This is a genomic window from Streptomyces sp. LS1784 (assembly GCF_020103755.1).
Classification (GTDB): domain Bacteria; phylum Actinomycetota; class Actinomycetes; order Streptomycetales; family Streptomycetaceae; genus Kitasatospora.
Genome location: NZ_JAHSQD010000239.1, coordinates 1 through 11,990, shown reverse-complemented (window position 1 = coordinate 11,990; position 11,990 = coordinate 1). Strand labels below are relative to the sequence as shown.

The following is an 11,990-nucleotide window of genomic DNA, read 5'->3' as shown; positions in this document are numbered from 1 at the left end:
AGGCGGTGACGCAGGCCGCGGTGGTGCTGCTGCCGGGCCTGGCGGTGGACCGCTCCGGCCTGCGGCTGGGCCGGGGCGGCGGCAGCTACGACCGGGTGCTGGCCCGGCTCGCACGGGCGGGTGCGCGGCCGGTGCTGGCGGTGCTGCTGTACGAGCACGAGCTGCTGGAGCGGGTGCCGGCCGAGCCGCACGACCGGCCGGTGGACCTGGCGGTCCTGCCCTCGGGGGTGCTCAGCCTCGGGTGAGAACGGCGGCGGCCCCGCTCCCTCGGGGGGAACGGGGCCGCCGGTGGCCGGGCCGTACGGGCGTCAGCCGGTGGTGAGCACCAGCTTGTGCTTGGTGGCCTTCTCGACCGCGTCCGGCGAGTAGGCCCAGGTCAGCAGCTTGCCCTTGAGCCAGATGTCGGTCTGGTCGTTGTAGTTGTCGTGGAAGGCGTGGCCGGAGGCGCCGCCGACGTTGACCCAGCGCGAGGAGTCGAGGTCGTTCAGGTCGACCACCATGCGCATCGACGGGATCCAGTCCACCTGGTAGCCGGCCGCCGCGTTCCAGCCGGCCGCGTCGACCGCCGCCGAGCCGCCGGAGAGCCGGTACGGGCCGCGGTTGAGCAGCTTGTGCACCGCACCGGAGGCGATCGAGGAGTTGTCGGTGCCGAGGGTCTGCTCGCGCAGCTCCAGCTTGTGCAGGCGGCCCCAGCTCCAGGTGGAGATGTCCTTGCTGAGCAGCGAGGTCAGCTCCTGGCGGGCGTTCTTCATCGCCTCCTGGAGCAGGTTGTCCAGGCCCTTCTGCTCCTTGTGCTGGTCGTCGATGTACGTCCACCACGAGCTGTCGGGCTTCTCCAGCTGCTGGCGCACCACCTCGGTCCAGCGGTCGCCGCCGTCCGGCTGGGCCTTGCCCGGCTCGCGGGTGCCGCACTCGGTGACGATCTTGGTGGAGCTGTCCGGCTTGGTGGGGTCGCTCTGCTGGCGGACCAGCAGGCAGTTGTCCTTGGCCCGCAGGTCGGCCGGGAACTTCTGGCCGAAGGCCAGGGTCAGCAGCTGGCGCCAGACGCCGTTGTAGTAGGCGGCGGCGGCCGAGTCGGCGTCCTGGTGGAAGTTCCAGTCCTTCAGCAGGTCCTGGGCCTCGCGCACGTACGGGTCGCTGATCGGCTGCTTGAGCAGCAGCGGCACCAGCGTCTTGGCCATCACGCTGGTGTTGTCCAGCTGGAGGGTCTGCATGTCGTCCGGCGAGATCTTGCCGTTGTTCTTGAGCAGGCCCTCGATCTGGTCGGTGATCTCCTTGGCGCGGGTGCCGTACTCCCAGTCCTTGGTCAGGCTGTACTTGTAGCTCGGGTCCACCACGGCCTGGTTGGCGGTGACGATGTAGCCCGCCGAGGGGTTGAGGCTCCAGGGCAGCGCGCTGAAGGGGATCGGGTCCTTCCACTGGTACGCGGGGTCCCAGCCCGGCGCCGGGTAGCTGCCGTCGCCCTTGCCGCGGACCGGGATGGTGCCCGGGGCCTGGTAGCCGATGTTCTTGGCGTCGGCGTAGATCAGGTTCTGCGCGGGGACGGCGAAGTCCTTGGCGGCGTTGCGGAACTCGTCCCAGTTCTTCGCCTTGTCCAGCTCGAAGACGGCGTCCATGGTCTTGCCGGGGCTGAGCGCCGTCCACTGGAGGGCGACGCCGTAGCCGCCGGTGCCGCGGTCGGGGGCGGAGGTGCCGTTGGGGGCGTACTTGCCGACGTTCTGCTGCTCGTTGCTCTGGTCGGAGATCAGCGGGGCGCCGGTCTGGGTGGTGCGGACGGTGATGGTGCGGTCCTCGCCGCCGGCGACCTTGATGGTCTCCTTGCGGAGGTCGAACTTCACGTCCTTGCCGTCGACCTGGTAGGTGTCCGGGCCGGTGACCTTCTCCAGGAAGAGGTCGGTGACGTCCGCGCCGAGGTTGGTGAAGCCCCAGGCGATGTCCTTGTTGTGGCCGATCACCACGCCGGGCATGCCCGCGAAGGTGAAGCCGGAGACGTCGAACTGGCAGGCCGGGGAGTTGGTCCGGCAGTGCAGGCCCATCTGGTACCAGACCGAGGGCAGGCCGGGGCCGAGGTGCGGGTCGTTGGCCAGCAGCGGCTTGCCGGTGGTGGTGTGCGAGCCGGCGACCACCCAGGAGTTGGAACCGATGCCCTGGCCGGGGCGGCCGAGCAGCTGCGGCATCGAGTCGATCCGGTCGGTCAGGCCCTGCAGCAGCGCCTTGGTGGTGGCCGCGCCCTGGGCGGTGGCGGTGCCGGTGGTCGCGCCGGACGGCGAGGAGCCGTCGGCGGGGCGGTAGTTGTCGCCGGCCACGGTGCCGGTCTTCACGATGGTGCCGTTGCGGGCGTACGGGTAGTCCGGGTAGAGCTCGGCGATCTTGTCCGGGCCGAAGTCCTGGGCCAGCAGCGAGCGGTCGATCTCCTCCTGGAGGTTCCCGGAGAGGTTCCAGGCCATCGCCTTGAGCCAGGCCACCGAGTCGACCGGGGACCACTGCTCGGGCTGGTAGCCGCTGTTCACGACGCCGAGCAGGCTGTACTCCAGCGAGGCCTTCGCGCCGCCGGGGTGCTCGGCGAGCCAGGCGTTCACGCCGTCCGAGTAGGCCTGGAGGTACTTCTTGGTCTCCGGGGACAGCTTGGTGTCGTACTCCTTCTGCGCCACCTGCCGCCAGCCCATGGTGCGGATGAAGGCGTCGGTGTCGACCTGGCCGTCGCCGAACATCTCGGAGAGCCGGCCGGCGGTGATGTGCCGGCGGACGTCCATCTCCCAGAAACGGTCCTGCGCCTGGACGTAGCCCTGGGCGCGGAACAGGTCCTCGGCGGTGTCGGCGTACAGCTGCGGGATGCCGTTGGCGTCCCGCTTGACGTCGACGGGCGCGCTCAGGCCCGCCACCTTGACGCTGCCGTCGAGCTCAGGGAAGGAGGCGCGAACCGCGGAGACCCCGCGGTAGCCGCCGTAGCCGGTGCCGGCCACCAGCAGCACGACCAGCACGATCACGATCAGACGGGCGCGCCGGAACTTTTTCGAGCGGGGCATCTGGGTCCTTGCGGTCCTGACTTCGGGGCGGGCGGGCGTGTCCAGGGCCTGCGGCCGTGACAGGGAACCACATTAGGCCGAGTCGGCCGGGCACCGTGAACGGGGGACCAAGCTAAAGATATGGCAAAATGTTAGACTGCGTAACGATCCGCAAGAGGAGCATTGACGACTTCTTAACGGGTCGCCCCACAGCACCACCAGACACCCCGCCCGCCCCTGCCTGCCCGAGGTGCCCCTGCGTGAACGTCTCCCACCTGAACCAGCTCCTGCTTGAGTCCTCCGTGATCCTGCTGTTCGCGGTGGGCGCCGTACGCCTCTCCACCCGATCAGGGCTGCCCAGCCTGCTGATCTATCTGGGGATCGGTGTCGCGCTGGGCCAGAACGGGATCGGCGTCACCTTCAACAACGCCGAGCTCACCCAGGTGCTCGGCTACGCGGCGCTCGTGGTGATCCTCGCCGAGGGCGGCATCAAGACCAGCTGGCGCGAGATCAAGCCGGTGATGCCGGCCGCGACCGTGCTCGCCACCGTCGGCGTCAGCGTCAGCGTGTTCGCCACCGCGGCCGGCGCGCACTGGCTGGTCGGCCTGGACTGGCGCACCTCGCTGCTGCTGGGCGCCATCGTCTCCTCCACCGACGCGGCCGCCGTCTTCTCGGTGCTGCGGATGGTCCCGCTGCCGCACCGGCTCACCGGCCTGCTGGAGGCCGAGTCCGGCTTCAACGACGCACCCGTGGTCATCCTGGTCGTCGCCTTCGCCACCACCGGGGAGCTGGACTCCTGGTACGTCCTGATCGGCACGATCGTCGCCGAGCTGGCGATCGGCGCCGTGATAGGCCTGGCCGTCGGCAAGATAGGCGCCTACGGGCTCAAGCACGTCGCGCTGCCCTCCTCGGGCCTCTACCCGATCGCCGTGATGGCGCTCACCGTGCTCGCGTACGCCGGCGGCGCGCTGCTGCACGGCTCCGGCTTCCTCGCCGTCTACATCAGTGCGGTGATACTCGGGAACTCCAAGCTCCCGCACGGCCCGGCCGTCCGGGGCTTCGCCGACGGGCTGGCCTGGATCGGGCAGATCGGCATGTTCGTCCTGCTCGGCCTGCTCGTCACGCCCGAGTCCATGGGCGACGCGGTGGTGCCCGCACTGGTGATCGGCGGGGTGCTGGTCTTCCTGGCCCGGCCGCTGTCGGTGATGGTCTCGCTGACCCCCTTCAAGGTGTCGGCCCGCGAGCAGGCACTGCTGAGCTGGGCCGGGCTGCGCGGGGCAGTGCCCATCGTGCTGGCCACCATCCCGGTGGTGTCCGGCGCGCACCGGGCCGAGGACGTCTTCAACATCGTCTTCATCCTGGTCGTCGTCTTCACCCTGCTCCAGGGACCGACCCTGCCGTGGGTGGCCAAGCGGCTGCGGATCGACGAGGGCGACATGGGCCAGGACCTGGGCATCGAATCCGCCCCGCTGGAGAAGCTGCACGGGCACCTGCTGTCGGTCACGCTCTCCCCCACCTCGAAGATGTCGGGCGTGGAGATCAGCGAGCTGCGGCTGCCCAGGGGGGCGGCGGTCACCCTGGTCGTGCGTGAGGGGAACTCCTTCGTGCCGGACAAGGCGACGGTGCTGCGCGGCGGGGACGAGCTGCTGGTGGTCACCACGGACGAGGTCGGCGAGGCGGCGGAGCGGCGGCTGCGGGCCGTGGACAAGGGCGGCAAGCTCGCGGGGTGGCTGAACGGGCGGTGAGGGCGCGCCCTCGCCGGCCCCCACCAGGCCCCGGCCGGGGCGGCCGGGTCACCGGGACGGGGCGGCCGGGTCACCGGGACGGGGCGGCCGGGTCACCGGGACGGGTGTGGCTGGCGGGGTCTACGCGCGTAACTGTATGCTGGTTCGACCACGCCGTATAACCACCGCTAGACCACCCCCAGCATCTGCCTGACGCAGAGTTGGCGCGACCGCTCGGCGGCCGCGGTCCGGACCCGGCCACCACGCCGGACCGACCCGGTATCTACCCCGGTCGACGCGCGAGAGGACGACTCTCGGCGCCGTCGGGGCCACACCATGCCCTGCCGCGCTACCAGGCAGCAGGAAGGACCGACCGTGACGGCGCGCCGAACGGTCGACACCGCCGCGGACTCCGCGGCCACCCCCGCAGCTCCGGCCCCCGCCCGCGTCGGGTACGGCGAGCTGCTCCGCACTCCCGGGGCCTGGACGTTCCTGGCCCCCGCCCTCGTCGCGCGGCTGCCGTACGCGATGCTCAGCATGGGCATCCTGCTGCTCGTCACCCGGACCCACGGCTCGTACGGCACCGCCGGTACGGTCACCGCGGTCGCCGCCGTCGCCCAGGCCCTGGTCGGGCCGCAGACCGGGCGGCTCGCCGACCGCTACGGCCAGGCCGCGGTGCTCGTGCCGACCGTCCTGGTGCACGCCGCCTCGGTCGGCGTGCTGATCGCGCTCGCGCTCGGCCACGCGCCCGCCTGGAGCCTGTTCCTGGCCGCCGTCCCGGCCGGGGCGAGCGTGCCGCAGGTCGGCGCGATGGTCCGGGCCCGCTGGGTGGCCAGGTTCACCGCGGACGGCGCCTCCGAGGCCTCCGCGGCCCGGGTGAGCACCGCCTTCGCCTTCGAGTCCGTGACGGACGAGTTCACCTTCGTGATCGGCCCGATCCTGGCCTCCGGCATCGCCGCCCTCGCCAACCCGGCCACCGCCCTGGTCGCCGAGGCCTCGCTGACCCTCGTCGGCGGCCTGGCCTTCGCCGCCCAGCGACGCACCGCACCGACCCGGATCGTGCCGCAACCCGGCACCAGGCGCGCCTCGGCGCTCGCCTCCCCCGGCGTCCGGCTGCTGGCCGGGACCTTCCTCGGGGTCGGCGCGGTCTTCGGCGGCATGCAGGTCTCGGTGAACGCCTTCGCCGACTCGGTCGGGCAGCACGACGCCGGCGGCACCGTGTACGGGATCTTCGCCGGCGGCTCGATGCTGGCCGGCGTGCTGTACGGCGTGATCGCCTGGCGGCGGCCGGTGCAACAGCGGATGCTGATCAGCTACGCGCTGCTGGTGCTGGGCTGCTCGGTGCTGTGGGCGATGCCCAACCTGGTCGCGCTGACCGTCGCCGGGCTGCTCTGCGGGCTGGCCATCGCGCCGACCCTGATCAGCGGCTACACCCTGGTCGAGACGCTGGTCGCGGACGGGGCCAAGACGGAGGCCTTCACCTGGCTGACCGGCGCCATCGGACTGGGGCTGGCGGTCGGCTCGATGGCGGCGGGCCGGCTGATCGACGGGCACGGGCCCTCGACCGGGTTCCTGGTGCCGGTGGCCGGGGCCGGGTTGGGGCTGATCGCGCTGGCCTCGCTGCGACACCTGCTGGTGGCGCCGGGAGGCGGGTCGGGCGCTCCGACGGCTGCCGGCCCGGGCTCCGGTTCGGCCGGCGGTCCGGGCTCCGGTTCCGCGGAGCACGGTGGTGCCGCGCAGCTGGTGGGCGCGGCCAAGGGCTGAGGCGGCGGCGGTCCGGCGGCCGGGCCCCGGTCCATCTCACACCGCAGTCGCTGGACTGATCCCGCGGAATGCCGCATCATTGACCATCGTTAGCACTCATCAGGCGAGAGTGCCAGGAGGAAGACAAGTGCCCACGTACCAGTACCAGTGCACCGAGTGCGGCAACGGCCTGGAGGCGGTGCAGAAGTTCACCGACGAGGCACTGACCACGTGCCCCGAATGCCAGGGACGGCTCCGCAAGGTCTTCTCGGCCGTGGGCGTCGTGTTCAAGGGCTCCGGCTTCTACCGGACCGACAGCCGCTCCTCCTCCAGCAGCTCGGTGGGCTCCGGGTCCTCGTCGACCTCCTCGACGTCGTCCTCCACCTCCACGTCCGCGCCCTCCTCGACGCCGTCGAGCTCCGGCTCCTCGGCCTCGTCCAGCCCGGCTCCGGCCGCGAGCTGACCTCGGCGCCGGGCACCGGCCCGGACGGCCCGTAGACCTCGGAAAGGCCCGTCGGCCCCGCTTCCACGCGGGGGCGACGGGCCTTTCCGCGTTCCCGCCATTCCCGTCGTTCCCGTCGTTCCCGTCGGTCCTGTCGTTTCCGTCGTTTCCGTCGTTTCCGTCGTTTCCGTCGCCGGTTTCCCGCCACCCCGGACCGCAGGCTTCCCGTCATCTCGGACGGATCCGATTGACTCGTGCGGGTGAACGAAGTTATCCACAGCGGCGGGTTTTCCACAGGCCTGGGGAAAGGACTTTCCGAGTTCGCCGGAAACGCTCATCGTGTGGGCATCCGGTCCGCGAGAGGCGGGCCCGCCGACACTCCGGAGGTGCGTCGATGACGACCGCGAGCTTCTCCCTGCCCCTGCCCCTTCCACTGCCCGCGCCCGCCGTACCACCCCGACAGGAGCTGCCGAGCTTCCCGCCGATCCGGCGCGGGTGCGGCAGGTGGCACCGCTGGCGCAGTGCGATGCGGCGGCGAGCCGGGGTGCCCGTGCTGGTGCTGCTCGCGGTGGCGGCGGCACTGGCGCTGGGGCCCGCGCGGGCCGGGCTGCCGCCGCCCCAGGGGGGTGCACTGGGCCGGACGGGTTGTCAGTCCGGGCCTGTGGAAGATCACCCGTAACCGGGAGAAGGCTTCGTCGTTCGAGGCGGCATGAAGGGCTTCAAGGAATTCCTGCTGCGTGGAAATGTCGTCGAACTCGCCGTGGCCGTGGTCATCGGGGCGGCTTTCACCAACATCGTCAACGCCTTCGTCAAGGGTGTGATCAATCCGCTCGTCGGCGTCTTCGGGACGAAGGACCTCGCGTCCTACAGTTCCTGCCTCAAGGGGCCCTGCGAGGTGAGCCCGACCGGTGAGGTCACGTCCGGAATCCTCATCCTGTGGGGATCGGTGCTCAGCGCCGCGCTCCAGTTCCTGATCACCGCGGCGGTCGTCTACTTCGTTCTGATCGTGCCCATGAACAAGCTGGCGGCCCACCGCAAGACCGTCGCCGAGGAGGCGGCGGAGGCCGAACTCAAGGAGGTCCAACTGCTGACCGAGATCCGCGACGCGCTGGTCACGCCGCTTCGCTGACCGGCAGGCGCCGTTCGCCCCGCTCCCCGTTCCTCAGCCCCCGTGGTGCGGCGGGCGCTGGCTCAGATACCAGTCCAGCCCCCGCCCACCACTGCCGCCGGCCCCGGGGCGGTCTCCCCAGCCGGCGTCGGTGTCGTCCCTGGACTGCTGGTCCAGCGGGTCCCGGAAGACCAGTCGGGCCTTGGCCGCCGCGGCCTTCCGCGACTCCTGGTCCTGGTCCTGCTCCCGGTCCTCTTCCTGTCCCTGATCGTTCACGCTGTCCACTCCCTCGCCCGTCCTTTCCCTCCAGCCTAAGAGCCCCGTGGCACGCCTCGGGCCCCGGTGCGGAGTGCTCCGCGCCAGGGCCCGGGTGAGGCTCGGCCGGTGGGGCCGGGTGGTCCGTCCGGCGGACTCTCGGGCGGACTCTCAGGCGGCCTCGAAGCCCGCGTGGTCGGCGATCTTCTTCAGCTCGGCCAGCGCGTGCTTCTCGATCTGGCGGATCCGCTCGCGGGTGAGGCCGTGCTGCTTGCCCACCTCGGTGAGGGTGCGCTCGCGGCCGTCCTCCATCCCGTAACGGGAGCGGATGATCGAGGCGGTGCGGTCGTCCAACCGCCCGATCAGGTCGTCCAGTTCCTCGCGGCGGAGCATGACCATCACGGCGTCCTCGGGGGACGTGGCCCCGGTGTCCTCGACGAGGTCACCGAACTGGGTCTCGCCCTCGTCGTCGACCGACATGTTGAGGCTGACCGGGTCGCGCGCCCAGTCCAGCACGTCCTTGATCCGGGCTTCGGTGGTGTCCAGCTCGGCCGCGATCTCGGCCGGCTCCGCCTCGCGGCCCAGCTCCTTGGACTTCTCCCGCTGCACCCGCCTGATCCGCCCCAGCTCCTCCACCAGGTGCACGGGCAGCCGGATGGTGCGGGACTGGTCGGCGATGGACCGGGTGATCGCCTGCCGGATCCACCACGTCGCGTACGTGGAGAACTTGAAGCCCTTGGCGTAGTCGAACTTCTCGACGGCGCGTACCAGGCCCGCGTTGCCTTCCTGGATGAGGTCCAGCAGCGGCAGGCCGCTGCGCGGGTAGCGACGGGCGACGGCGACCACGAGCCGGAGGTTGGAGCGGATGAAGACGTCCTTGGCGCGCTCGGCGTCGGCGGCTATCGCCTCCAGCTCCTCGCGCGTGACGCCGTCGGGGAGTTCGCCCTCCTCCAGCAGGTGCTGGGCGTACACGCCGGCCTCGATCCGCAGCGAGAGCTCGACCTCCTCGGCGGCATCGAGCAGGGGTGTCCTGGCGATCTCGTCGAGGTACATGCCGACCAGGTCGCGGTCGGCCTCCAGGTTGGTCGGGCGGGCCGCGCGACTCCGGTCGGCCCTGTCGCGAACGACGGCACGGGTGGCCATGCTTGCTCCCTTTGCTGGTGTTGCCGAGGTCTGCCTGCCTGCCTCGTGAGGGCAAGAAGTGCGGGCCCCTGGGGCCTCACACGTAACGATCCAACGAACAGAATCCGGACAACATTCCCAAGTCCCTCAGATTCTTCCCGGCGATGCAGTATCCTGCCGATTTTCACGCCGGTTCTGGACAATCAGTGATCGGCCGAGCACTTCCCGTGCCATCGGGTGACCACTCCGGGGCGGATTTCTTCACCCGACCCACACGTGACCGCCGCCTACCCGTTGAACCCGCGAACGGCCGCCGACGTTCCCCGCAGGCTCCGTTTTCCGCTCGCGCCACACCCCGACGCACGCAGGTCCTCCTCACAAACGATGCCGAATCGCTATCACTCCGGCTCTTGCTCGGCCCTGGACACTGGGAAGGTGTCAGCCATGCACCTGACCAACAGCACGACCCGCCTCGCTGCGCGTAACCGGAGTCTCCTTCGGGACGCCGCGCTCGCGCTGGGCTGTGCCGCGCTGTTCGGCATCCTGGCGGCTCTGGTCACCGGCCAGTGGCGCCCGCTGGTCCGCTTCGACCAGGAGTGGATCGGCGAACTGCACACCTACGCCCGGGAGCACCGGATCTGGACCGCCTCGGTGCAGACCCTCTCCGACATCGGCGGCACCGTCACGATGCGTACGTTGCTCGGGATCGCGGCCGGGTGGCTCTGGTTGATCGGCGCCCGCGTGCTCGCCGGCTGGGTGGCCGCCCAGGCCCTGATCGGCTGGGGCACCCAGTGGGCGCTGAAACTGGCCTTCGACCGCAGCCGCCCCTCCTTCACCGATCCGGTCTCGCACGCCGGCGGCCCGGCCTTCCCCTCCGGGCACGCCATGACCTCGGCGATCACCTGCGCCGTCCTGGTCGGCCTGCTCTGGTACCGGGTCCACCGGCGCGGCCGGACCGCCGCCTGCGTGGTGGCGGCGGCAACGGTGCTGACCATCGGCTGGACCCGGGTCGCGCTCGGGGTGCACTGGCCCAGCGACGTGCTGGCCGGCTGGCTGGCCGCCGGAATCGTGCTGGGTACCGTGACCGCGGTGATCCAGGTCTGGCGCCCCGGCGCGCTGGCCCGGGACGTACGGCGGGTCAACTGGCGCACCAGGCCCCGAGTGCAGCGGGTCGTCGTGTCGGCCGAGCGGTCCGCGCGCACCGCCGCCCCGCTGGACGAGGACGGGCCTGACGGCGCGCGGACGGAGGAGGAGGCGGGCGGCCCCGTCGACCATCCCGACGAGACCGTCCGCTGAGCGTCCGTCACCCCATCGACCGCTGCGGGCCACCCCGCCGGCGTGGCGGCCATGTCCGACACCTTCGCCCCCCCCCACTTCCCCCACCGCGCCCGCCGGCTGTCCCGAGCACGCCCGGGCCGCCGCTCGACAACACGTGTTCGCCAACCACGTCGGCCACACCGGCGGCTGGCACACCTGCGGCGGCAGCGCGGTCTGCGGCCCGTCCTCGTCCAGCGGGGCGGCGGTGCGCGCGACCGGCGCGAACTCGTCGTCGTCGACCTCGACCCGGCCGCCCTGCGCACCACCCGCGAGACCGAGACCCTTCTCTCCGGCCTCGCCCCCGCCACCGGCCGGCCGCCCGCGCCCCGGCCCGGTTCACCCTGGCCTGAGCCCCTGGCTGCCGGCTCCCGACGCACCGGCCGCGATTGCGGTCAGGCAGCCCGCATCGCGGCCACCGCGCTCATCCGCCCGACCCGGCGGGCCGGCAGCACCGCGGCGGCCAGGCCGACCAGGACGGTCAGACCCAGGGCGGCCAGCACCGGCAGGACCGGCGGAGTGCCGGCCGTGCCCACGGTCGAGGTGATCGAGCGGGCGGCCGCCCAGCCGTAGGCGGCGCCCAGGCCGGTCCCGACCAGCGCGCCGGCCAGGGAGAGCAGCAGCGCCTCCAGGGTGAGCATCCGGCGCAGCTGCTCGCGCGACATCCCGATCGCACGCAGCATGCCGATCTCGCGGGAGCGTTCGCTGATGCTGAGCATCAGGGTGGCCGCGACGCCGAGGCCGGCGATGGCGACGGAGAAGGACAGCAGGACCATGCTGACGGTCTTCAGCCGGTCCAACAGGGAGCGCAGGGTGTCCGCCTGGGCGGCCGTGTCGGCGACGGCCACCTGCGGGTGGTCGGCGAGGGCCCGGTCCAGGGCGCGACGGGCGGTCGGCCGGTCGTCGCCCGCGGCCGGGCTGATCCAGGCCGTGGTGACGGGCGCACCAGGGGCGAGGCGGTCCAGGGTCGCGGGCGTCACCAGCAGGGTGGCGCCGCTCTGCAGGGTGAACGGCAGGCTGCTGCGGCCGGGTTGGAGCCGCAGCTCGACGCCGCCGGCCCGCCGCACCCCGCTCTCGCCGAACATGCTCAGTGCGGCGCCCTCGGTGAGCGCCCGGGCCCGGTCCACGTCGTCCGCCGAGGAGTTGAGCCGGGTGGGGTCGACGGCGGCGACCACCGTGGGCCGACCGTCGAGGTCGACGGTGGCCGAGCGGACCGGGGTGACGGTCAGCCCGTGCTCGGCGCCGAGCGCGCCGAGCGCCCCGGCGGGCAGGGCGCC

At 71.9% G+C, this 11,990-nt stretch carries 10 protein-coding genes; 6 read left to right on the top strand and 4 right to left on the bottom strand.

Annotated elements, in window-relative coordinates; all coding sequences use genetic code 11:
- A partial coding sequence (locus tag KS423_RS24935) for a 5-formyltetrahydrofolate cyclo-ligase (RefSeq protein ID WP_224281984.1) occupies window positions 1-245 on the top strand: 245 nt, incomplete at its 5' end.
- Window positions 246-308: 63 nt separating this feature from the next.
- Here KS423_RS24935 and KS423_RS24930 read toward each other — a convergent pair.
- Window positions 309-3,026, bottom strand: a complete 2,718-nt coding sequence (locus tag KS423_RS24930; RefSeq protein WP_224281981.1) for a penicillin acylase family protein — start codon at window positions 3,024-3,026, stop codon at window positions 309-311.
- A gap of 239 nt (window positions 3,027-3,265) precedes the next feature.
- Here KS423_RS24930 and KS423_RS24925 point away from each other — a divergent pair, with 239 nt between their 5' ends.
- The 4 genes from KS423_RS24925 to mscL all read left to right on the top strand — a co-directional run bounded on the left by KS423_RS24925 (window position 3,266) and on the right by mscL (window position 8,043).
- Window positions 3,266-4,750, top strand: a complete 1,485-nt coding sequence (locus KS423_RS24925) for a potassium/proton antiporter (RefSeq protein ID WP_224281979.1) — start codon at window positions 3,266-3,268, stop codon at window positions 4,748-4,750.
- A gap of 354 nt (window positions 4,751-5,104) precedes the next feature.
- On the top strand, window positions 5,105-6,493 hold the full coding sequence (locus KS423_RS24920; protein ID WP_374120027.1) for an MFS transporter: 1,389 nt from the start codon (window positions 5,105-5,107) through the stop codon (window positions 6,491-6,493).
- A 127-nt stretch (window positions 6,494-6,620) separates the two neighbouring features.
- Window positions 6,621-6,935, top strand: coding sequence for an FmdB family zinc ribbon protein (locus tag KS423_RS24915; RefSeq protein ID WP_224281977.1), 315 nt, complete (start codon window positions 6,621-6,623; stop codon window positions 6,933-6,935).
- Window positions 6,936-7,623: 688 nt separating this feature from the next.
- A complete protein-coding gene (gene mscL / locus KS423_RS24910) occupies window positions 7,624-8,043 on the top strand; it encodes a large conductance mechanosensitive channel protein MscL (protein ID WP_224281975.1) in 420 nt (139 codons plus the stop codon).
- A 33-nt stretch (window positions 8,044-8,076) separates the two neighbouring features.
- On the opposite strand, the gene KS423_RS24905 is transcribed toward mscL, so the two are convergent.
- Together KS423_RS24905 and KS423_RS24900 are read right to left on the bottom strand one after the other, a co-directional pair.
- Complete coding sequence (locus KS423_RS24905; protein ID WP_224281974.1) at window positions 8,077-8,298, bottom strand: hypothetical protein; 222 nt, start codon at window positions 8,296-8,298, stop codon at window positions 8,077-8,079.
- A 150-nt stretch (window positions 8,299-8,448) separates the two neighbouring features.
- Complete coding sequence (locus tag KS423_RS24900; protein ID WP_224281973.1) at window positions 8,449-9,420, bottom strand: sigma-70 family RNA polymerase sigma factor; 972 nt, start codon at window positions 9,418-9,420, stop codon at window positions 8,449-8,451.
- Between the two features lie 423 nt (window positions 9,421-9,843).
- Between KS423_RS24900 and KS423_RS24895 the strand changes: the two genes are divergently transcribed.
- On the top strand, window positions 9,844-10,695 hold the full coding sequence (locus KS423_RS24895; RefSeq protein WP_224281972.1) for a phosphatase PAP2 family protein: 852 nt from the start codon (window positions 9,844-9,846) through the stop codon (window positions 10,693-10,695).
- A 413-nt stretch (window positions 10,696-11,108) separates the two neighbouring features.
- On the opposite strand, the gene KS423_RS24890 is transcribed toward KS423_RS24895, so the two are convergent.
- The coding region (locus KS423_RS24890) for an ABC transporter permease (protein WP_224281971.1) at window positions 11,109-11,990 on the bottom strand (882 nt) is incomplete at its 5' end.

Coding starts and splice junctions, on each gene's coding strand:
- KS423_RS24930 (WP_224281981.1), bottom strand. CDS start 3,026: ATGCCCCGCTCGAAAAAGTTCCGGCGCGCCCGTCTGATCGTGATCGTG.
- mscL (WP_224281975.1), top strand. CDS start 7,624: ATGAAGGGCTTCAAGGAATTCCTGCTGCGTGGAAATGTCGTCGAACTC.
- KS423_RS24900 (WP_224281973.1), bottom strand. CDS start 9,420: ATGGCCACCCGTGCCGTCGTTCGCGACAGGGCCGACCGGAGTCGCGCG.
- KS423_RS24895 (WP_224281972.1), top strand. CDS start 9,844: ATGCACCTGACCAACAGCACGACCCGCCTCGCTGCGCGTAACCGGAGT.